15 protein-coding genes and 1 pseudogene are annotated in these 24,273 nt (G+C 31.0%); 14 read left to right on the forward strand and 2 right to left on the reverse strand.

Features of this window, described 5'->3' with window-relative positions; all coding sequences use genetic code 11:
* Positions 1–126 precede the first annotated feature (126 nt).
* The 4 genes from tsaD (at position 127) to I6U48_RS25640 (ending at position 9,902) form a co-directional block, all read left to right on the forward strand.
* The gene (gene tsaD / locus I6U48_RS25625) at positions 127–1,152 is read left to right on the forward strand and encodes a tRNA (adenosine(37)-N6)-threonylcarbamoyltransferase complex transferase subunit TsaD (protein WP_218323314.1); all 1,026 of its coding nucleotides are present in this window, start codon (positions 127–129) and stop codon (positions 1,150–1,152) included.
* A gap of 615 nt (positions 1,153–1,767) precedes the next feature.
* Positions 1,768–5,205: a pyruvate carboxylase gene (locus I6U48_RS25630; RefSeq protein WP_218323315.1), complete on the forward strand. Its 3,438-nt coding sequence runs from the start codon at positions 1,768–1,770 to the stop codon at positions 5,203–5,205.
* A 109-nt stretch (positions 5,206–5,314) separates the two neighbouring features.
* Positions 5,315–6,436, forward strand: coding sequence for a M20 metallopeptidase family protein (locus I6U48_RS25635; RefSeq protein WP_218323316.1), 1,122 nt, complete (start codon positions 5,315–5,317; stop codon positions 6,434–6,436).
* Positions 6,437–6,974: 538 nt separating this feature from the next.
* On the forward strand, positions 6,975–9,902 hold the full coding sequence (locus I6U48_RS25640) for an insulinase family protein (protein WP_218323317.1): 2,928 nt from the start codon (positions 6,975–6,977) through the stop codon (positions 9,900–9,902).
* A 59-nt stretch (positions 9,903–9,961) separates the two neighbouring features.
* Here I6U48_RS25640 and I6U48_RS25645 read toward each other — a convergent pair whose 3' ends face one another.
* Positions 9,962–11,743 (reverse strand): carbon starvation CstA family protein, encoded by a 1,782-nt coding sequence (locus I6U48_RS25645; RefSeq protein ID WP_218323318.1) that lies wholly within the window; start codon positions 11,741–11,743, stop codon positions 9,962–9,964.
* A 405-nt stretch (positions 11,744–12,148) separates the two neighbouring features.
* Here I6U48_RS25645 and I6U48_RS25650 point away from each other — a divergent pair, with 405 nt between their 5' ends.
* The 8 genes from I6U48_RS25650 to I6U48_RS25685 all read left to right on the forward strand — a co-directional run bounded on the left by I6U48_RS25650 (position 12,149) and on the right by I6U48_RS25685 (position 20,601).
* Positions 12,149–13,780: a LytS/YhcK type 5TM receptor domain-containing protein gene (locus I6U48_RS25650; RefSeq protein ID WP_218323319.1), complete on the forward strand. Its 1,632-nt coding sequence runs from the start codon at positions 12,149–12,151 to the stop codon at positions 13,778–13,780.
* 7 nt (positions 13,781–13,787) lie between these two features.
* Complete coding sequence (locus I6U48_RS25655; protein ID WP_218323320.1) at positions 13,788–14,555, forward strand: LytR/AlgR family response regulator transcription factor; 768 nt, start codon at positions 13,788–13,790, stop codon at positions 14,553–14,555.
* A 45-nt stretch (positions 14,556–14,600) separates the two neighbouring features.
* Entirely contained in the window at positions 14,601–15,005 is a 405-nt protein-coding gene (locus tag I6U48_RS25660; protein ID WP_218323321.1) for a bacteriohemerythrin, read from the forward strand.
* Positions 15,006–15,044: 39 nt separating this feature from the next.
* The gene (locus tag I6U48_RS25665; protein ID WP_218323322.1) at positions 15,045–16,709 is read left to right on the forward strand and encodes a sensor histidine kinase; all 1,665 of its coding nucleotides are present in this window, start codon (positions 15,045–15,047) and stop codon (positions 16,707–16,709) included.
* 1 nt (position 16,710) lies between these two features.
* Positions 16,711–18,039 carry a sigma-54-dependent transcriptional regulator gene (locus I6U48_RS25670; protein WP_218323323.1) on the forward strand — a complete coding sequence of 443 codons (1,329 nt, stop codon included), beginning with the start codon at positions 16,711–16,713 and terminating at the stop codon, positions 18,037–18,039.
* 198 nt (positions 18,040–18,237) lie between these two features.
* On the forward strand, positions 18,238–19,461 hold the full coding sequence (locus I6U48_RS25675; RefSeq protein ID WP_218323324.1) for an ammonium transporter: 1,224 nt from the start codon (positions 18,238–18,240) through the stop codon (positions 19,459–19,461).
* 173 nt (positions 19,462–19,634) lie between these two features.
* Positions 19,635–19,925, forward strand: a complete 291-nt coding sequence (locus I6U48_RS25680) for a thiamine-binding protein (protein ID WP_218323325.1) — start codon at positions 19,635–19,637, stop codon at positions 19,923–19,925.
* A gap of 106 nt (positions 19,926–20,031) precedes the next feature.
* A complete protein-coding gene (locus I6U48_RS25685) occupies positions 20,032–20,601 on the forward strand; it encodes a response regulator (protein ID WP_218323326.1) in 570 nt (189 codons plus the stop codon).
* A 211-nt stretch (positions 20,602–20,812) separates the two neighbouring features.
* Here I6U48_RS25685 and I6U48_RS25690 read toward each other — a convergent pair whose 3' ends face one another.
* Positions 20,813–22,729, reverse strand: a complete 1,917-nt coding sequence (locus tag I6U48_RS25690) for an ABC-F family ATP-binding cassette domain-containing protein (protein WP_218323327.1) — start codon at positions 22,727–22,729, stop codon at positions 20,813–20,815.
* A gap of 300 nt (positions 22,730–23,029) precedes the next feature.
* Between I6U48_RS25690 and I6U48_RS25695 the strand changes: the two genes are divergently transcribed.
* Together I6U48_RS25695 and I6U48_RS25700 are read left to right on the forward strand one after the other, a co-directional pair.
* Positions 23,030–23,662, forward strand: a complete 633-nt coding sequence (locus I6U48_RS25695; protein ID WP_218323328.1) for a redox-sensing transcriptional repressor Rex — start codon at positions 23,030–23,032, stop codon at positions 23,660–23,662.
* A 293-nt stretch (positions 23,663–23,955) separates the two neighbouring features.
* Positions 23,956–24,273 (forward strand): annotated as a pseudogene (locus I6U48_RS25700) (sulfide/dihydroorotate dehydrogenase-like FAD/NAD-binding protein); the annotation flags it as partial.

Raw genomic sequence — 24,273 nt, forward strand, 5'->3', positions numbered from 1 at the left:
TAATAAAAATTATTGCTGCGCATAATTTTTATATTGCGAATCTAAGTATATATCGTTGATTATAATATTCCTATAAAGTATAATAATTCTTGGAAATTGTAATAACTATAAAGTGAGGGAAACTAAATGAGTAAAGATATAAAAATACTTTCTATAGAAAGCAGCTGTGATGAGACTTCAGCTGCAGTAGTGGTTAATGGTAGAGAAGTGTTATCAAATATAATATCATCGCAAATAGATATACATACTAAATTTGGAGGTGTGGTTCCAGAGGTTGCTTCGAGAAAGCACGTGGAAGTTATATCAGTTGTTGTAGAAGAGGCGTTAGAGAAAGCAGGAGTGACTTTAGACGATATAGATGCTATAGGAGTAACTTATGGACCAGGACTTGTTGGTGCATTACTAGTTGGACTACAATATGCAAAAGCATTAGCTTATGCTAAAGGCAAACCATTAATAGGTGTTAATCATATAGAGGGGCATATAAGTGCTAATTTTATTCAACATAAAGATTTAAAACCACCTTTTGTATGCCTTGTAGTATCAGGAGGACATACTTTTATCGTATATATGAAGGATTATGGTGAATTTGAGGTAATGGGGCAAACAAGAGATGATGCTGCTGGTGAGGCTTATGATAAGGTGGCTAGAGCAATAGGACTTGGATATCCTGGAGGCCCTAAGGTTGATAAGTTATCGAAAGAAGGAAATCCTGAAGCCATAAAATTTCCAAGAGCAAATTTCCATGATGATAAATCTTTAGATTTTTCTTTTAGTGGAGTTAAATCTGCTGTATTAAATTACTTAAATCAAATGGAAATGAAAAAGGAAGAAATAAATAGGGCAGATGTAGCTGCATCTTTTCAAAAAGCGGTAGTAGATTTCTTAGTTGACAATACTATAAAAGCCTGCAAATTAAAGGGTGTTAACAAAGTGGCAGTAGCTGGTGGTGTTGCCGCAAACAGCTGCCTCAGGGAAACTTTGATTAGTGTGGGCAAAAAAAATGATATAGAAGTATTATTTCCTGAATTAATATTGTGCACAGATAATGCGGCTATGATAGGAAGTGCTGCTTATTTTGAATATGTTAAAGGAAATACAGCGCCATTAACATTAAATGCTATACCAAACTTAAAATTAGGCCAGAGGTAATTTAAAATTAACAATAATTTTACATAATCCAGTATTGGTAAAATTCTTACTGCAAAACTGTTATCTATATAGATAATGGTTTTCTTATTTGAAGAAAATTAAAGTGGATATGGGCAACTGATAGCTCATGGATAATATTTATTTCTAAAACAATTAATAAAATACAGTAGTAAAGATAAACTATTTGTAAAGCATTTAATAATTTCGAAAACGTTTTAGTGAACCGGTAAAATATTTATACAGTAGGAAGTAAAAGAATATGCCATGTATGTTGTATACTATATAATATATAACATACTCTATTTACAAAATAAAGCATATGCTATATAATAATAAGAGGATTAATTTGCTTTTAAAAAATTGAAAAAAATTCATAGTTAATTTTATCTAAAACATATTGACATTCATCATGTTAGGTTTATCAACATGTTATAGTGGAAAATTGAATTTTGAAAAAATTTGCATTAAGATAAAATGCAAGTAAAAATATTTTACTATTGCAATTGAAATAATCTTGATGCTTATATATAATATTATTATCGCGTTAAATATTTATAATAGGTATATTAATAAATATGCAATAAATATTATTTTTATAAAAAGGGGCTGAGGTTGTTGGTTAAAAAATTTAAGAGAGTTCTTGTAGCTAATAGAGGTGAAATTGCAATAAGAATTTTTAGAGCTTGTCAAGAACTTGGAATAAGAACAGTTGCAATTTATTCAGATGAGGATAAGCGTTCTTTATTTAGAACAAAAGCCGATGAGGCTTATTTAATTGGAAAAAATAAAGGTCCAGTTGAAGCATATTTAAACATTGATGAAATAATAAATCTTGCACTTAAAAAAGGTGTTGATGCAATACATCCTGGATATGGATTTTTGTCAGAAAACCCTGAATTTGCAAGAAAGTGTGAAAAAGCTGGTATCGAATTTATAGGACCAACTGCAGATATGATGGAAAAACTTGGAGATAAGATAAAATCCAAGATTGTAGCTAAAGGTGCAGGTGTCGCAACTATTCCAGGTGTAGAAAAACCTATTCAATCAGAAGAAGAAGCATTGGTATTCGCTAATATGTGTGGATATCCAGTTATGGTAAAGGCTGCTGCCGGCGGTGGCGGAAGAGGTATGAGAATAGTTGAAAAGGAAGATGATCTTATTGCCTCATATAGAAGTGCCAAAAATGAGGCCAAAAAAGCTTTTGGTATAGATGATATATTTATAGAAAAATATCTTCAAAGTCCAAAACACATAGAAGTTCAAGTACTTGGAGATAAACATGGCAATATACTACACTTATACGAAAGAGACTGCTCTATTCAAAGAAGACATCAAAAAGTTATAGAAATTACTCCAGCTGTATCTCTTACAGAGGAAAAAAGAAATGAAATATGTGAGGATGCATTAAAAATAGCTAGATCTGTTGGATATAGAAGTGCAGGAACGCTAGAATTTCTTGTAGATAAAAAAGGAGATCATTACTTTATAGAAATGAATCCAAGAATTCAAGTTGAACATACTGTAACAGAAATGACTACAGGAATAGATATTGTTCAAAGCCAGATATTAATAGCTGAAGGATATGAATTAGCATCAAAGGAGCTAGGAATTGGTTCACAAGAAAATATAAAGCCTAGAGGATATGCTATTCAATGTAGAATAACTACAGAAGACCCTTCAAATAATTTTGCACCAGATACAGGAAGAATTGATGTATATAGAACTGGTTCTGGTTTTGGTATAAGACTAGATGGTGGAAATGGATTTACTGGAGCTGTTATAAGTCCTTACTATGATAGCCTTCTAGTTAAGACTACATCTTGGTCAAGAACTTTTCCAGATGCAATAAGAAAGTCTATACGTTCTGTAAAAGAAACAACAATATCAGGAGTTAAAACAAACGTTGACTTTTTAATAAATGTTTTAAATCATGAGCAATTTGCGAAGGGTGAATGTGACACTAATTTTATTGCAAACAACCCAGAGCTATTTGATATATCACCAACAGCAGATGAGGAATTAAGACTTCTTAAGTTTATTGGAGAAAAGGTTGTTAATGAGACTCGTGGACAAAAAACAGAGTTTGATGTTCCGGTAGTTCCAAAAATAACTCTTAATGAACCTCTTAAAGGTACAAAGCAAATATTAGATGCAGAAGGACCAGAAGGATTAGTAAAATGGATTAAATCACAAAATAAATTATTACTAACAGATACTACAATGAGAGATGCTCAGCAATCATTAATGGCAACAAGAATAAGAACAAGAGATATGCTTAAGATTGCGAAAGCTCAAGCCGCTCTTGGAAAAGATTTGTTCTCCGTAGAAATGTGGGGTGGAGCAACTTTTGACGTTGCATATAGATTTTTAAAAGAGTCACCATGGGAAAGACTCCAAGAATTAAGAACTAGAATGCCTAATGTATTATTACAGATGCTTATAAGAGGAGCTAATGCAGTAGGATATAAAAATTATCCAGACAATGTAATAAGAGAATTTATAAAAGAATCTGCACAGTCAGGAATAGATGTATTTAGAATATTTGACTCCTTGAATTGGTTAAAAGGAATGGAAGTAGCTATAGATGAAGTAATAAATCAGGGTAAAGTTGCAGAAGCTTGTATGTGTTATACAGGAGATATATTAAACACAGACAGGGATAAGTATACTTTGGAATACTATATAAATATGGCTAAAGAAATCGAAAAGACGGGTGCACATATTCTTGGAATAAAGGATATGTCAGCATTATTAAAGCCATATGCAGCACTTAAACTTATAAGAGCATTGAAAAATGAAATATCTATTCCAATACACCTTCATACTCATGATACTACAGGAAATGGTGTTGCGACAGTTCTTATGGCTGCACATGCTGGAGTAGATATCGTTGATACAGCCTTTAATAGTATGTCAGGATTAACTAGCCAACCAGCATTAAACTCTGTAGTAGCAGCGCTTCAAAATACAGAGAGAGATACTTATATAGACTCAGATGATATACAAAAATTATCAGATTACTGGAGTGCAGTAAGACCAGTTTATAGTCAATTTGAATCAGGATTAAAAACAGGTAGTGCTGAGATATACAAATATGAAATTCCAGGTGGACAATATTCAAATCTTAAACAACAGGTGGAAAGCTTTGGCTTAGGACATAGATATGATGACATAAAGGAAATGTATAGACAAGTAAACAATATGGTAGGAGATATAATTAAGGTTACACCATCTTCTAAAATGGTAGGAGACTTAGCTATATTCATGGTACAAAGCGATTTAACTCCAGAGAATATATATGAAAAGGCAAAGAATATGACATTCCCAGATTCAATTGTGTCATATTTCAAGGGAATGATGGGTCAGCCTATGGGTGGATTCCCACAAGATCTACAGAAACTAGTATTAAAGGGAGAAGCTCCTATTACATGTAGACCAGGAGAATTACTTCCATCTGAAGACTTTGATAAGATAGAAAAGTATTTAGCTGATGAACTTAAGCTTGAGCCTACTAAAAAGGATGTAATAAGTTATGCTTTATATCCAGATGTATTTGAGGGATATGTAAAATATATTAACGAATATGGTGACTTAAGTCGTATGGGAAGTGATGTATTTTTCCATGGACTATACGAAGGAGAAACTTGTGAAATAGAAATAGCTGATGGAAAGACATTTATTGTTCAAATGCTTGAAATAGGTAAGTTTGATTCACAGGGATATAGAACAGTTGTGTTTGAAGTTAACGGCAATAGAAGAGAAGTAAGAATAAAAGACAAAGTTAGTGTTTCTACAGGTGCTGTTTATGAGGAAGCAATAACTATGGCAGATCCTGATAATCATATGGAAATAGGAGCAAGTATTCCAGGTAACATAATAAAGGTGCTTGTAAAAGAAGGGGATACTGTAAAAGAAGGAGATAGCTTAATAGTAATTGAAGCAATGAAAATGGAAACTAATATAATTGCCACAGTTCCGGGAATAGTTGAATCAGTATTTGCAAAAGAAGGAAAACAAGCTAAGTCAGGAGAACTTTTAATCAAGCTAAAATAAGAATTTTAATAAAAAACTCTACCTAGTGTTAAGGTAGAGTTTTTTGCTAAGTTTTATGTATAATCTATATAAAGTGAATTTTATTTATTATAGAAGTGGAGGATATATTATGAATTTAGAAAAAGTTATTAAGGATAACATAGAAGAACTAATACAGTTAAGAAAAAAGCTTGGTGATAATGCTGAATTATCATTTAATGAGTTTAAAACTTCAGATATAATAGAAAATTATTTAAAAGAGTTAAATATTAGTACAGGAAAACTATTTAATACTGGTGTGGTTGGAATACTAAATAAATCAGATAGCTGTATAGCTATAAGAGCAGATATGGATGCTCTACCAGTAAATGGTGTTACACATGCCTGTGGTCATGACTATCACATGACTGTAGCATTGGGATGTGCATTAATATTAAAGAAACTAGGTTTTAAAAAGTGCATAAAGTTTATATTTCAACCAGGAGAAGAGGATACCGGCGGTGCAGCACCTATGATTAAGGAAGGAGTACTAAAAAATCCTGATGTAAAATATATTGTTGGATTTCATGTATGGCCTAATCTAGAAGTTGGAAAAATTGAAGTTGCATCTGGACCTTCTATGGGCTCAGTAGATGATTTTTATGTGACTTTTAAGGGAAAAGGTGGGCATGCAGCTATGCCTCATTTATGCAAAAACCCTTTATATCCATCAATAGACTTTATACAAAGCATTAACAATAAAATCCATATGGAAAATGATCCTTTAAATTCATGTGTGTTGACATTTTCATCGATGAATGCTGGGACTGCACCTAATGTAATTGCAGATTGTGCTAAGTTATCCGGAACTTTTAGAACTTTTGATAATGAATTAAGAAAAAAAATAAAAGAGGATATCAAAAATATATCAAAACTTTCTGCAGAAAAGTATAATTGTGAAGTTGATGTGAAAATTAAAGATGGATATCCACCTTTGGTAAGTGATAAAGCATTAACAGATAAATTTATTAATGCTACTAAAAAAACACTTGGAGAGGAAAATGTTTTATCGCTGGAAAAAACTTTTGCTGCAGAAGATTTTGCTTTCTTTGCAGAGGAAGTACCTTCTGTTCATTTTCGCTTAGGGATATGTGATGAAATAAAAGGAAAGAAGCCTTTGCACGCTACTGGTTTTGATGCTGCAGATGAAGCTTTATATTACGGAATTTATGCTACAGTAAACTTTATATTGTCAATGGAAAATGAAATTTAAATATATAGAAGTACGACTGAAAGTTGAGTTGTTTTGCGGTACATAATATAGGTACCTATGGCCGAAAGTAGGCTTACACTCCGGGATATGTTTCCAAACTTTGGCGCCATAAAAACTTTTTATCAATCTAAAGCTCAGTATTTTGAAAATCTAAGAACCTATGATAAACTCGTACCTCAAACATATCAAAGGTACTAAAATTTTCTAAAATACTTCGCTAAGATTGATTAAAAAGTTTTTATATGTGCCTTCAGCTTTGGAAACACATCCCTGCGTGTAAGCCTACTTTCTAGTACAGGTCTTCATATATTAGCCTCTCTGAATAACTCAACTTTCCAGATTTTTCTCTATATTGAATAATAGGGTTATATAAAATAAATTACATATAACAAATAGAAGGGATAAAATTATTTATATTAACAATAATAAGTATATATTGAAAACTATTTATTGGATAAATATTGTACATAATGTAAAATTAATTAAGTAAGGATAATTATGAAGAATATATAATAACCTGAAAGGAGAAATAAAAGCTATGGAATTAGAATTAAATAAAGTTTATCATGGTTTTAAACTACTTGAAACAAAAGATATTAATGAAATTAATTCAACCGGTATGGTATTTGAGCATGAGAAAAGTGGGGCTAGATTATTCTATTTAAAAAATGATGATGACAACAAAGTCTTTGCAGTAAGTTTTAGGACACCACCAGAGGATAGCACAGGTTTACCTCATATATTGGAGCACTCTGTACTATGTGGATCAAGAAAGTTTCCATTGAAAGAGCCCTTTGTGGAGCTAGTAAAAGGATCATTAAACACATTTTTAAATGCATTTACGTTTCCGGATAAGACTATGTATCCTGTGGCAAGTACTAATAATAAAGACTTTTTGAATTTAATGGATGTTTATCTAGATGCGGCTTTTTACCCTAATATTTATAAATATCCTGAAATTATGATGCAGGAAGGATGGCATTATGAGATAGAAGATAAGGATTCGGAGATTAACTACAAAGGCGTTGTTTACAACGAAATGAAGGGAGCTTTTTCATCACCTGAATCTATACTTTTTCGTAAAATTTCGGAATCGCTTTTTCCAGATACTCAATATGGAGTTGAGTCTGGTGGAGATCCTGATGTGATACCAGAGTTAACACAAAAGCAGTTTTTGAATTTTCATAAAAAATATTATCATCCATCTAATAGTTATATGTATTTATACGGCGATATGGATATAGTCGAAAAGTTGAAATTTATAAATGAAGAGTACTTAAAGGATTTTGACAAAATAGATGTTGACTCACAATTATTAATGCAAAATTCTTTTGATAAACAAAAAGAAACTGTCATAGAGTATCCTATATCTAATAATGAAAAAGAAGAGGATAAAACTTTTCTAAGCATGAATTTTGCAGTAGGAAAGGCTACAAATGATGAATTATACCTAGCTTTTGATATTCTTGAGCATTTATTATTAGAAACACCATCTTCACCATTAAAGAAAGCACTTATAGATGCTAATATAGGAAAAGATGTTTTTGGATCCTTTGAAGCTAGTATGCTTCAACCTATGTTCAGCATAGTGGTTAAAAATTCTAATGAAAGTGAAAAAGAAAGATTCAAAGATATAGTTATAAAAACCTTAAGAGGTTTAGTCGAAAAAGGAATTGATAAAAAACTTATAGAGGCTTCGATTAATATAAGAGAGTTTCAATTAAGAGAAGCAGATTATCATGGATATCCTAAGGGACTGATATATGGAATGAAATCAATGGATAGTTGGTTGTATGACGAGAATCCATGGATACATTTAACTTATGAAGATACATTAAAAAAGATAAAATCAGCTTTAGAAACTAATTACTTTGAAGAATTAATAGATAAATATATTCTTAAAAATAACCATAGTTCAGTACTTATAGTGAAACCAGCTAAAGGATTAGCGGAGAAAAAAGAAGCTGATATCAAGAAAAAATTACAAGAGTTTAAGCAGAAGCTTTCAAAAGAAGAAATAGAAGAACTTGTGAAAAACACATTAAAATTAAAAGAAAGACAAACAACAGCTGATTCGCCTGAAGACCTGAAGAAAATTCCTTTATTAGCTATAGAAGATATAGAACCTAATGCTAAGGAACTACCTTTGGTAGAGAAGGAAGAGCAAGGAATAAAGGTGTTACACCATCCAGTATTTACAAATGGAATTTCATATATAAATATGTATTTTGGTACAGAAGGTGTAAGAGAAGAGTTTATACCTTACATATCATTGCTTACTACTATACTTGGCAAGGTAAGTACTGATAATTATTCGTATGAAGACCTTGCTAAAGAAATTAATATAAATACAGGTGGAATAAGAAACGGTGCTCAAGCATATTCGGAAAAATGGAGTGATGAGAAGCTTCATCCTAAGTTTGTTGTAAAAGCTAAGTCTCTTGTAAGCAATATGAAAAAGTTAGTAGAACTACTAGGTGAAATAGTAGGGCATACTAAATTTGATGATCATAAGCGTTTAAAGGAAATAATACAAGAAACCAAATCTCGATTGGAGATGATAATCTTTGATAGAGGTCATGTGTTTGCAGCGAATCATATACTCTCATATTTTTCACCGGCTGGAAAGTATGAAGATATGCTCGGCGGCTTGACATTCTATAATTTTATAGTAGATTTAGAAAATAACTTTGAAAGTAAAGCTAAAGAAATCAGTGAAAACTTAAAACATGTATCAGAAATTATTTTTAATAAAAATAATTTACTGGTAAGTGTTACGCTGGAGGACACTGATTATGATGAGTTTAAGAAAAACTTTGATTTATTTTACACAAATTTAAAAAGTAATAGAGTAAGTGTAGAAGCATATGATTTTAAAGTCGAACAAAAAAACGAAGGTTTAATGACTTCTGGAAAAGTGCAATATGTTGCAAAAGCTTATAACTTTGCTAAACTTGGCTATTCATATAGCGGAAGCCTTCAAGTTCTTAAGACTATAGCAAACTATGACTATTTATGGAATAGAGTAAGAGTTCAGGGTGGAGCTTATGGAAGCTTTTCTGCATTCCAAAGAAATGGAAATATGTTTTTCACATCATATCGTGACCCAAATTTAAAAGAGACCTTAAAGGTTTATGATGGAGCAGGAGAATTTTTTAAGAATTTTGATACTGATGACAGGCAGATGACTAAATACATTATAGGAACGGTATCAGATTTGGATTTTCCTTTAACACCTTCGATGAAGGGAGATAGAGCTGCAGATAATTATATTAAAAAGTTAAACTATGACGATATACAAAAGGAAAGAAAAGAAATTTTAAATACTAAAGTTGAACATATAAGAAAGTTTGGTGATCTAATTTCTGATGTTATGAAGCAGAACTTCATTTGTGTACTAGGAAATGAAGAAAAGATAACAGAAAATAAGAACATATTTAATAGCACAATAAATTTGTTTGAGTAATCAAAAATCCACAATGTGAATAGTTTAAGTATTCACATTGTGGATTTAATTTTTATTTATTATACTGTTTCGTCATGAGATTGCTTGAAAATATCAAAGTCTTTTACCCATACCCTTATACTTTCAACTAATATAATTACTACAAGTATAACAAGAATCAATGACATAATTGCTAATAACATTTTTCCTTGAGGTAAATAGTTACCAAAAATATTTTGAAGAGCAGCATCTAAAGTTATAACTGCCATAAGCACCATTGGTATAGCTGTGATTAAAGCATATTTGTGTTTACCCTTCTTAAGTATTACTGTGGTACCTACTGCAAAGGCTATAACTGCCAGCATTTGATTTGCAGTACCAAATAAAGGCCATATTGTAGATACGTTACCTGTATATAATAAATAACCCCAGCTAAGTGATATTATAGCACTAAAGAATATCATGTTGAATACTGAATCCTTATTTTCAAAAGGTTTATGGAATTTTCCACATAAATCTTGAAGAAGATATCTGCCTATTCTTGTACCAGCATCTATTGTAGTTAAGATAAATAATGCCTCAAACATTATACAGAAATGATACCAGTAAGACATTAAACTCTCAAGTCCAGGTATCTTATAGAATACATAAGACATACCTACTGCAAGTGATACAGAACCACCAGGTCTTCCGGCTAAATTTTCACCAACCATTTGTGAAAGCATAGGAAGTTCTTTAGGAATCATATGAAGTTTTGCAAATACTGCAGGTGCTGAATTTATAGCAAAATAATCTGCAGTTGGAAGACAAGTAGCTGCTATTAATGCTGTTATTGCAACAAATGACTCTAGAAGCATTGCGCCAAAACCTATAGGAAGTATATCTTTTTCACTAGCTATAAGTTTAGGAGTTGTACCTGAACTTACAAGTGCATGGAATCCGGATAAAGCGCCACAAGCTATAGTAATAAATATGAATGGGAATACTTTACCTGGAACTACAGGTCCGCCGCCGTGTATAAACTGTGTAATAGCTGGCATTTGTATAGCTGGTCTAACTATTATTATACCAACAGCAAGAGCACCTATAACACCGAGCTTCATGTATGTGCTAAGATAGTCTCTAGGAAGTAGTAAAAGCCATACTGGAAGTGCAGCCGCGCAGAATCCATAAATAGCAAGGATAAGAGACAGTTGTTTTGCATTAAATGTTAAATAAGGAGCTAATGCTGTATGTTGGATAGTTGGTCCAAGTACAACACCTACTACTATAAGAGCCATACCTATTACAGTAGCTTCACCTATTTTACCAGGTCTTAAGAATTTTAAGTATAAACCGATTAATATGGCAACAGGTATAGTGAATCCAACTGTGAAAGTACCCCATGGACTGTTAAATAGTGAACTAACAACAGGTAATCCAAGTCCAGCCATAGCTATTATTAATATAAATAATACAGCTATGGAAGTAACAAATCCCATTCTAGTTCCAAGGTCTGTTCTAGCGATTTCAGCAATGGATTGTCCATCGTGTCTAACAGAAGCGAAAAGGAGTACCATATCGTGTACAGCACCTGCAAATATACCACCGATTAAAATCCAAAGAGTACCTGGAAGATAACCATATTGTGCGGCAAGAACAGGTCCAATAAGTGGTCCAGCACCTGCGATTGCTGCAAAGTGATGCCCCATTAATACCCACTTATTTGTAGGAACATAGTCATGTCCATCTTCATGAATTTTTGAAGGAACCTCTCTGGTTTCATCAACAACTAATACTTTTGCTGCAATAAATGCGCCATACACTCTGTAGGCTAAAATTAAAACGATTGCAGATATGATGACGAGTACTATTGAGTTCATAAAAAAACCCCCTTAAAATATAATATTATTAAAGTATATCAAACTAAAATTTTAATTGTTTTATTTAAAAATTTTAGTTGATACATTTTAATAATATTATATAAATTGTGACAATTGAATTAGTATTTCCTGAATGGACAAAAACTCAAGTTAATTGGAAGTTTTATTGGGGTGAACAGCAAGGGTAATATCTGAATTTTAGGGTTTGGATATTCACATTTGATTAATTATGACGATTGTATACAATTGATAAGTTTCAATATATGAATAAGATAAAAATCGACATTGAATACTACAATTTTAAGTGTGATAATTAGTGTATTGACATTAAATTCACATTGTTTCGATAAAAATGTTCAAATATTTCAATTTTGATATATAATATATATTGAGGGGAGGGGTAAAATGATATATATACAACTATTAGAGCGGATGGCTTTAATTGCACTTGCAGCGTATATATATAACCAGTCTCATATATTTAAAAGTTTAATAAAAGATGAATTGAAAATCAGAGACAAAATAGATATGATTATTTTTTTTAGCGGACTATCTATCATAGGAACATATACAGGTATAAATTTAGATCCATATGCTATAGCTAATACCAGATCTATAGGAGCTATAGTAGCGGGTTATGTGGGAGGACCTGTTGTAGGAATAATTGTAGGAATAATTGCAGGAACTCATAGATATTTTTTAGGAGGATTTACAGCACTAGCTTGTGGAATTTCTACAGTAGTGGAGGGGATTATGGGAATATTAGCGAGAAGATATTCTAAAGATGGAGCCTTTAGTGGGAAAAATGCGTTTATAGGAGCTGTAATAGCTGAAAGTCTTCAGATGGTAATATTGCTGATTTTTGCAAGGCCATTCTCAAACGCAGTACAGTTAGTAAAGTTTATAGCGTTACCTATGATAACTATTAATTCTTTTGGAGTAGTAATCTTTATAAATATAATACAAAATGCTAGGAACGAGTATAATAGAATTGGGGCTATGAAAGCTCAAGAGGTATTGAATATAGCTAAAAGAACAATGGGACATATGAGAAAAGGATTAAATGAAGAGACTGCGAAAAACGTAGCAGAAATTATATGTGAAATATCTAATATAAAAGGTGTTTTTATAGGAGATAAAAAGGAACTACTAACCTATTGCGGAGAGAAAATTGAAGAAGATAAATTAAAAAATAAATTAGGAATATATTATAATAATCCAGATTATTCTATTGTCAAATTTTTCAGTGATAATAAGCCAGTATTTTTTGTTTGTGTTCCTTTTTTAATATCAAGGGGAGGCTTTGAAGGGGTATTAGGTCTAAAAGTGAAATCAGAAAGAAATATAGATTCCTACTTTTGGCAGTTTGCAAAGGAATTAAGTGATTTGTTATCCACGCAAATAGAACTATATAAATTAAATAAGTTGGCAGAAGAAGCTTCAAAAGCAGAATTTAAGGCCTTAAGGGCACAAATAGAACCTCATTTTCTGTTTAATACACTAAATACTATTTCTTCATTTTGCAGGACAAACCCTACAAGAGCAAAAGAACTTATTATTAATCTTTCCAATTATTTCAGACAAACGTTAAAGCGAGTGGATAAATTTACTTCTTTAAAGGATGAACTTGAATTCTTGCAATCATATTTAGTTATTGAAAAAGCAAGGTTTGGAGAAAGATTAGAACTTGTAATTGATATACCAGAAGATATGATGAATACAAAAATGCCGGCATTTATACTTCAACCCATTATAGAAAATTCAATTAAACATGGTATATTGCCTAAGCCCTTAGGTGGAACCGTAACTGTTAAAGCATTTTATCAAGAAGATGAGGTGAAATTTTCTATAGAGGATACAGGGGTTGGGATGAAAGAAGAAAAACTTAGAGAAGTTGTCACTAAATGGCCTGGGATTGGTTTGAAAAATGTGAATGAGAGGCTAAAGCTGTTGTATGGTGAAAACTATGGATTGGATATAAGTACCGAGCTTAATTGTGGTACAAAGGTTATGTTTTTAGTACCGAGAGGGGGATAGGTAATTAATGGATAAGTTAATATGTATTATAGTTGAAGATGAATTGCCAGCTGCTGAAGAGCTTAAATATATATTATCTCAAAATGATTCGATATATGTGGAAAAAATGGCTCGAGATGGTGAAAGTGGTATAAAAATCATAAAAGATATACATCCACAGGCTGTGTTCATGGATATAAATATGCCAGTAAAAAACGGAATAGAATTAGCTAAGGAAGTAAAAGAATTTGATAATGATATAGATGTAATATTTATTACAGCGTATGAAGAGCATGCTATAGAGGCATTTGAAGTAAATGCCTTAGACTATGTCTTGAAACCTTTTGATGAAAAAAGAATATATATTACTATTGAAAGGCTGCTTGATAAGTGGAAAAATGTAAATACAGAAGAAAAACTACCAGATATTATAAATGAAATAATGAATAAAATAGATAAGGCTGAAAATTCGACAAAGAAAATTCCTTGTGAGAAAAATGGAAAAATTATATTAGTAGATTTAAAAGATATCTACTTTTGTTATATAAGAGGAGAGAAAACTTATGTTAAAACTAAAGACGATAGTTATTTAGTAGGATGTACTTTGTGTCAAATAGAGAAAAAAACAAAGTTTTTTAGAGCCCATAGAAGTTATCTTGTTAACATAGATAATATTAAGGAATTATATTCTTGGTTTAATGGAACTTATAAACTTGTAATGGATGATGTTGAAAAATCAGAATTACCTATAAGTAGAAATAATGTTAAAAAATTAAAAGAGTTATTTGGAATTTAAGCATTTTATATAATTAGATTTTCGTATAGGAGGAGTAATATTATTATGATGCAGTTATTTTCAGACAGATTATTGCTGAATATTGATAAAATAGATAACCAACATAAGATGATTTTTGAGGTTATTGGAAAATTTCAAGATGCTTGTAGTGAAGGTAGATCAATTGAAATAATAAGAGAATTAATTGATGCATTAAAAACACATACTAAGGATAACTTTAAGCAAGAAGAAGAATATATGACTAAATATAACTATCCAGAGTATGATAAGCATAAAGAATCACATAATATATTTATGCGGAAAATTAATTTATTAGATAATACAATTACTGGTAATCATATTTCATTGGCTAAGCTTGTGGAAATAAATGAATTTTTTTCTGAAGGATTTGTTACACATATATCAGAGGTAGATGGTAAACTTGGAGAATTTTTGAAAGATAAGTTATAGTAATATAATTGCCCATATGAAAATTAGAAGGGATGATTTATGAATTTAAAAAGTAAGTCTATTAAGTTGAAATTGCTTATGTATTTTATAGTAGTTTCTGTAATTCTACTTTTATCCATAGGATTATTATTTTTTAAGAGTAATAAAACTGCTGTAAAAGATTCTAAGAAAAAAGAGCTTAAGACTCTAGGGGAAGAAACCGGAAATAAAGTCGAGAGGTTTTTATTTGAGCGATATGGAGACATAGAAGTAATGTCAGCGTCACCAGTATTGACGAGAGAAGATTTTAGTGATAATACCAAGCTTGAATATATAAAAAGCATACGAAATGCATATAAGACTTATGATTATATTTTAACAACGGATGAAGATGGAAAGATTAAAGTTGCTTCAGGGGATGTGAATGGGGATCAAAATTATAAAAAGTGGATTAATTATGTTCTGAAAGGTAAGATATTTATATCAGACTTTATTTATTTGCCTGAACGTAAAAGTTATGTAATTTACTTATTGGCACCTTTAACGAATAGTAAGGGTGCTATAAACGGTGTAGTTGTGGAAAGAGTAAATTTCGAATCAATAGGTAATATTGTTGAAAATGTAAAACTTGATAACTCAGGCTATGCTTACTTAGCTTCAGATACGGGAAGTACTATATTTTACCCTAAAAATGGTGTTAAACCTAATATTAATCTGAAAATAAATGGGGAAGATATATATTATACAATGTATAATAACAAACAATTTGTATATACTTTTTATTCGTTAAATAAATATGATACTCAGAAAAACAATTGGTATATAGTTCTAGAGCAACCGGAAAGAGAGGCTTTTAAAGTAAGCTATAGCTTAAGAAGCTATACCATTATTTTAGTTATAATTTCAATATTTATAATATTTATTCTGGCATTAATAACTTCGGATAGGATAACGAGACCTTTCAATGTTATGACCTCTAATCTAAAAACTATGGAACAAAGAGTGATAAAAATATCGGATGAACTAGAAAAGAGTGTGATCAGAGCAAAAAATTTAGAAGCTTTAGCGGCTATGTCGGCAGGCATGGCACATGAGATTCGTAATCCCTTAACATCAATAAGAGGATATGCTGAATACATACAGTTCGAACTTAAAGAAGAAGATAAGCTTCAAGAAGATATAGAAATTATAATAGATGAAGTTGATAGATTAAATAGAATTGTAGACAAATTTTTAAATTTTGCTAGACCAAAGGAGTTAAGCTTAAAGCCAGAAAATATAAATGATGTAGCTAGAGTTGCATTAAAAGTAATCGAAAAGGAAGTGAATAAAAATAACATAAAGGTATCTATACAATTTAGTAAAATTCCTTTAGTATTGATGGACGTTGATCAAATTCAGCAAGTATTACTTAATATCTTGGCCAATTCTATTCAAGCTATGTCTGAGGGGGGGGCTTTAGGTATAGTTACAGGGTTAGAAAAAGAATTAAATATGGTTTATATAGAAATAAGCGATACTGGAATAGGAATAAAACCAGAAGATTATGATAAAATATTTGAACCGTTTTTTACTACTAAGGACAAAGGCGTGGGGTTAGGCCTTTCAATATGCTCGAGAATAATTGAAAATCACAAAGGATTCATGGAGGTAGAAAGCAATTTAAATAAAGGTTCAAAATTTACAATAAAGCTTCCTGTGATAGAAACAAAACACGGAGGATAAAATGAGAAGAAATAGTATCTTAATAGTAGATGATGAAAAAAATGTTATAAAACTTTTAGAGAAGGTATTCAAAAAAGATGGGTATATAACATACACTGCAGATTGCGCTAAAGAAGCCTTAGATATAATAGATAAGAATCATATAGATATAGTTATTACAGATATAAAAATGCCAGGAATGAATGGTATTGAGCTTTTAGGTGAGATAAATAGGATAGATGCTTCAATAAATGTAATATTAATAACAGCTTTTGCCACTATTGATACAGCAATCGAAGCGTTAAAAATGGGGGCAAAAGACTATATAATTAAGCCATTTAAGCTAGAAGATGTAATGTTATCAGCAAATAATGTAATTGGAAATATAGAAAAAAATGATGATAACTCAACGGAAAATTACTTTTCAACAAAGAGTAGTAAGATGAAAAAAATTTTAGATTTAATTAAGCAAGTAGCAGATACAAAAACGACAATAATGATATATGGAGAAACAGGTACAGGTAAAGAATTAGCATCAAAAGCTATACATGGTTTAAGCAGCAGAGGAAACAAACCTTTTATTAAAGTGAATTGTGCAGCTATACCAGAGACGCTTCTTGAAAGTGAGTTGTTTGGATATGAAAGAGGTGCATTTACCGGGGCAAGTATAAGTAAACCAGGTAGATTTGAATTGGCTGACGAAGGAACTATATTTTTGGATGAAATAGGAGATATTACTCCATTGATGCAGGTAAAGCTCTTAAGGGTTATGCAGGAAAGAGAGTTTGAGCGGCTAGGTGGAACTAAGACAATAAAAGTAGATGTTAGAATTATAGCCGCTACTAATAAGAACCTAAAGGAAATGGTTAAGAAAGGGATATTTAGAGAGGATTTATATTATAGATTAAATGTTGTGCCCATAGAGCTTCCTCCGCTTAGAGAACGTAAGGAGGACATTACATTTTTAGCAGAATATTTTTTAGAAAAGTCTGCACATATATCAGGCAGAAGTAAAAAGGACATATCAAATGAAGTTATAGATAAATTAATGTATTACAATTGGCCGGGAAATATAAGAGAACTTGAAAATGTGATAGAAAGATGTGTAGTAATAACACGTGGAGATTTAATACAATTAGGGGACTTGCCAGAGTATATAGTAAACTATAAAGAAGATGCTGAAGAAGAATTAGAATATAATCTTAATTCTGCAGTAGATAACGCGGAGAGAGAGATAATTATAAAAATTCTCAAAGAATGTAATGGAAATAGAACAAAAGCTTCAGAAATTTTAGGTATAAGTAGAAGATCATTGCATAGAAAAATTATAAAATATAATATTGATGAATAAAAAAAATCGGGACAAAAATGTCGCATAGTGACATTTTTGTCCCAATTTTGCTGTTTTATAAAAAAATCAATAATTAAGAGAAGAATTGAAAACATTTACTTGACGGAAAAAAATTAAGGTAAATTATTTTTGGCATAAAATTTGCTTTTAAAATATAACGTAATTTATTATATTTATTTTTTAGGAGGAATTTTTAAAATGGGAAACATTAATACAGGAGATACAGCATTGGTATTAATTAGTGCCGCATTAGTTTGTCTTATGACACCAGGTTTAGCATTTTTCTACGGTGGACTTGTAAGAAAGAAAAACGTATTAACAATCATGATGCAGAACTTTATATCTATGGGTATTGTTACAATTATATGGGTATTTGGTGGATTTAGTTTAGCATTTGGAAAAGATATAGGTGGATTTATAGGAAATTTCCAATATTTTTTATTACATGGAATTGGAATTACTCCAAATCCGAACTATGGATCTACAATACCGTTTCTTGCATTCTTCGTATATCAAGAAATGTTTGCTGTAATTACACCAGCACTTATGACAGGTGCTTTTGCAGATAGAGTCAATTTTAAAAGTTACTTAAAGTTTCTTATATTCTGGAGCATACTTATCTATGTACCAGTAACTCACTGGATATGGGGTGGAGGATTCCTTGCAAAAATGGGAGTTGTTGATTTTGCAGGAGGAATAGTTGTTCACGTAACTGCAGGTGTTGCTGCACTTGGTACGGTAATATTTGTTGGAAAGAGAAAAATACTTCCAGAGGAGCACACAGGTCCACATAATATAGCCTTTGTTGCTTTAGGTACAGGTTTATTATGGTTTGGATGGTTTGGATTTAATGGTGGAAGTGCACTTGCAGCTAATGGTGTAGCGGCTATAGCTTTTGCAAATACAGATATTGCGGGATCTTTAGCGATGATAATGTGGCTTGTTATATCATGGATTCATGAAGGAAAACCAAGTCTTGTTGGTGCTTTAACTGGTGCTGTGGCTGGTCTTGCAACTATAACTCCTTGTGCAGGCTATGTGGAACCTTGGGCGGCAGTTATTGTAGGGTTATTATCGGCTGTAGTATGTTATTTAGCTGTTGAACTTAGAAAGAAGCTTGATTGGGATGATGCATTAGATGTATGGGGAGTACATGGTGTTGGTGGTATACTTGGGTCAATACTTGTAGGAGTTTTTGCTAGTAAATCTGTAAATGGTGTGAGTGGATTAGTTTATGGAAATGTACATCAGTTTACAGTACAATTATTTGCAGTGGTACTTACTGCAGTGTATTCTTATGTAGTTACTTGGATAATATTAAAAGTTATAAATGCTTTTGATCCAGTGAGAGTATCTGAAGAAGTAGAAATAAAAGGCCTCGACACTGCTATTCATGGTGAAGAAGCATATGATTTATTTTAATAATTTGCAAAATAATTTTCTTCCTTAATATCAAAATGGGGTTGCCTATAAAGTGAGGCATCCCTATTTTGATTATGTAAATAATTATTTATTGACAGAAAAGATGACAATAGATAATATAAAGGTATAGTGAATGCTTGGTAAAATATTGAAAAATATGGAGGATAAATAATATGGCTTTAGCAAATGTGAGTTTACAGGTATTACCCGTAGTGGATGAAAAAGATTTGTATGGAGTGGTGGATAAAGTTATAGAATACATTCAATCTTGTGGAGTAAAATATGAAGTTGGACCAATGGAAACTACTATGGAAGGTGAATTAGACGAACTTTTGGAGATTGTTAAGAAAGCTCAAGAAATATGTGTAAATAATGGAGCAAAAAGAGTTGCATCTGTTGTAAAAATAGATTATAAACCAGAAGGAATTACTATGGATGAAAAAGTATATAAATATAGAAAATAGAGTTAATTACATAGATATTAACTAAATATACTGAGAATTGGTTGAAAAAGAATTATTTATAGTTTAAAATCATAGTGAAGTATATTATTAAAATGGTGGTGAGACCATGGAAAAAGTACTCATAGTAAATGATTGCAAATTTGAGAGAGTTATTATCAAGGATTGTCTAGTTGATATAGGGTATGATGTAGAAATCGCTAGTGAATTTGATGCGATTATTAAAGTGAAAAAGTTTAAGCCAGATATACTTATAGCTAATTTGATTATGAAAAATACAACAGGTGATGAGCTGATTAAAAAGATTAAATCTGAAAATTCCCAAATAATATGTTTACTTTCATCCTGTGATTTAATAAGACGCGAGGATTATTTGGAAAATGGTATAGATGAAGTTATCCATACTCCAATAAATAGAACAGAGTTATCTCGAATTTTTAATACTGTAATTGAACGTCATAATGTTAGAAAATCCAGAATGAAAAATCAAGGTATAATAACTGAAAACTCAAACAGTGGAAGCATAAGAGGCAAGCAGGATAACGGCTCTGACCCAAAATGCAGTACATCATCAGTTAAATTTTCATTTTGTCCATTTTGTGGACAAAACCTTAATGGGACTTATAGTGACTTTTGTTTTTGTCCTTATTGTGGTAAACAATTGTCAAATAGTCAATAAAGTATAGTTTTAGGATGGGGGATGTTGCACTTAGATGTTAGTACTAAACACTTAACTTATACGCAGGGATATGTTGACATTTTGAAAGGCACATTAAATAACTTTATTGAGACTTATCAAAAGTATTTATTGTGCTGGAAGAATGACAATATATTCTAGAGCATAAGTTAAATGTCGGCCGTGTTTCTCTAAGTGCGACAGCACCATTTAATTATTGTAATAAATTTTCCCACTCCTCATAGAGGGCATCCAGGGCATTTTGAGCATCAAGCAATTCTTTATTAATATTTTCGCTTTTTTTTGAATTAGAATAAACTTCTTCAAGGCAGAGTTGATTCTGTAAGTATTCTATATGCTGTTCCAAGTTAGAGATTTCACTTTCTATATTTTTAACTCTTAATTTTTGATCCTTTTCAGCTCTTTCTGCTTCTCTTTTTTTCTTTTTTTCATTTTGTATTTGAGTTTTTGTTTTACCGAAGAACTCTTCTTCTAATTGAAATCTAAGGGGGTTATTCTTTTTTTCAATATAGTAACTATAATTACCTAAATATTCTTTAACACCATTCTCGTTTAATTCATAAATTTTATTTATAACTTTGTTCAAAAAATATCTATCATGCGATATTACAAGAACGGTACCGTCATATCCGAGTATAGCATTCTCTAAAGCTTCACGAGACATTATGTCAAGATGGTTTGTTGGCTCATCTAGTAGTAAAAAGTTGGATTTAGAAAGTATAAGTTTTAACAAATTAATTCGGCATTTTTCACCACCACTTAGAGAAGAGATTTTTTTAAAAACGTCGTCTCCTTTAAATAAGAAGGCTGCTAAGGCGCTTCTAATTTCAGTTGTAGTTAATTCTGGAAAGTCGTCCCACACCTCGTCAATTACTATTTTTTCTATATCTATGTTGGACTGTTCTTGGTCATAATACCCAATAAAAACATTTTTGCCCAAATAACATATTCCATTGTCTGAGGGAAGATTCTTCATTATTATTTTAAATAATGAGGTCTTACCCCTACCGTTTTCGCCAATAAGAGCAACTTTTTCTTCTTTTTTTATATCAAGATTCAGGCTGTGAAATAAAGTTTTTTCTCCAAAGCTTTTGCTTAAATTTTCTATATGAAGAACATCATTCCCGCTCTTTATCTCGGTTTCAAAGGTTATACTTTTTAATTTTTCTTCTTTATCAGGTGCCTTTATTCTCTCGATTTTATCTAATGACTTTTGCCTGCTTTCTGCGGCTTTTATACTTTTTTCACGGTTAAAGGACCTATATCTTTCAATTATCTCCTCCTGCCTCTTAATTTCCGTTTGTTGAAGGTTATAAGCCTTTAGTTGTACTTCATAATTTTTCTGTTTTAAATCAATATATGCTGTGTAGTTACCATTATAACAATTAACATGACCATTTATTAATTCAAAGGTTTTGTCAGTTATTGCATCCAAAAAGTATCTATCATGAGATATTATAATTATAGTGCCTTTATATGCATTTAAGTATCCTTCAAGCCACTCAATAGCATCTAAATCTAGATGGTTCGTCGGTTCATCTAGCAAAAGAATATCTGGTTTTATCAGAAGAAGTTTACAAAGGGCAACTCTAGTTTTTTGGCCACCACTTAGCAATTCTATAGGTTTATCATAGTCTTGTTCAGTAAAACCTATACCTTTCAAGACTCTATTTATTTCTGCTTTATAAGTATATCCGCCTCTATTTTGATAGAGTTCCGAAGAAGTAGTATAATCTTTGATTATCTTGTTGTGATATTCCTCGTTATTAGGATCATAAGGTTCATTCATCAGTGCTTCAAGATTATTTAATTTGTTTTCAAGATTTATTAAATCTTGAAAAACGGTAAGAAGCTCATCGTATATTGTACTTGTATGATTTAGGGATAGATGTTGAGCTAAATAACCAAGAGTTTTATTTTTTTCTATGAATAGTTCACCGCTATCATAATCAATCTGATTAGTAATAATTTTGAAAAGTGTTGATTTACCAGCTCCGTTTGGACCAATTAAACCAACTCTCTCACCTTCACTTATATTAAAAGTAACATTTTCTAATATAACATCTATTCCGAAACTTTTATGAATATCTTTGCAACTTAAAACTATCATCAAGTTCACCTTCCTTAACCCTTAATATTTTACTATGGTTGAAGAATTTTTTGTAGATTAATTTTATAATTAAGTTATAACAATAGTTAATATTTAGATAAGATTGATAAAAAATTAATAATAGCAAAAAAAGCATTAAAACACAATAATACATGGAATAAATAAAAAAATATACTATTGACATAATGTACAATTAAATAATACTATAAAAAGTGGAATGAAATAATAATTGTATGATAAAATATAAACAAAGTTATTAGGAATTATATTAATTTCTTCTTATATAAGTGGAGGTGCAGCATGGAGAGGAAAAAAAATATATCAATGGCTGTTATAAAAAGATTGCCTAAGTATCATAGATATTTAGCGGAATTAATGAAAAACGACGTTGATAGAATATCTTCGAAGGAGCTAAGTGAAAAAATAGGATTTACAGCTTCTCAGATAAGACAAGATTTAAATTGTTTTGGTGATTTCGGACAACAAGGCTATGGCTATAATGTTAATGAACTATATAATCAAATAAGTGGAATACTGGGTCTTACGAAGGATTACAAAACAGTAATAGTAGGGGCAGGAAACATTGGTCAGGCAATAGCAAATTATACTGATTTCGAAAAGTTAGGATTTACACTGCAGGGTATTTTCGACATAAACCCTAAACTCATAGGACTTAAGATAAGGGACATAGAAATACAAGATATAGACTATTTGAGTGATTTCCTAAAGGAAAATCCAACAGACATTGGAGTAATATGTGTTCCTAAAATTAACGTTCAAAAAATTTGTGATATTTTCACTAAGAATGGTGTTAAGGGAATATGGAATTTTGGACCGGTTGACTTAGTAGTTCCTGAAGATGTAAAGGTTGAAAATGTGCACTTAAGGGATAGTTTGTTAACATTAAGTTGTTTATTAAATGATATAGAATAAATCATTTAATAATAAAAATAGTTTATGAACATTAAAAAACACAAGTATTTATAATTGTTTTTAGGTGTTTATGAGGTGAAAATTAAAATAAATAAAATTTAAGTATTTTTAATAATTGAAGTTTTTAGCTTCAATTATTTTTTTATATTTAATAAAAAAGCGGCAAAAAAGTGCTAAAAGGCATTTTAATAATAGAGTTTTCTAATAGCAATACAAAAATAGACTTAATATGCTATAATAAATTTGGGATTTGAGTGCATTAATATAATAAAATATTAATGGAGGGAATGTAAATGTATAAAATTGTAAACAAAAGAATTTTAGCTCCAAATATTTATCTTATGGATATAGAAGCGCCAAGGGTTGCCAAATCATGTCATCCAGGGCAATTCGTCATAGTTAAAATGGATGAAAAAGGTGAAAGAATACCTCTTACAATCTGCGACTATGATTATAAAAAGGGAACAGTGACTATAGTATTTCAAACATTAGGTGAATCAACTAAAAAAATGGCTGAATATGAGGAAGGACAGGATTTTTCGGATTTTGTAGGACCATTAGGTCAACCATCAGATTTGGTTAATGAAGACATAGAAGAACTAAAGAAAAAA

The sequence above is a fragment of the Clostridium thailandense genome (assembly GCF_019207025.1).
GTDB classification, from domain to species: domain Bacteria; phylum Bacillota; class Clostridia; order Clostridiales; family Clostridiaceae; genus Clostridium_AM; species Clostridium_AM thailandense.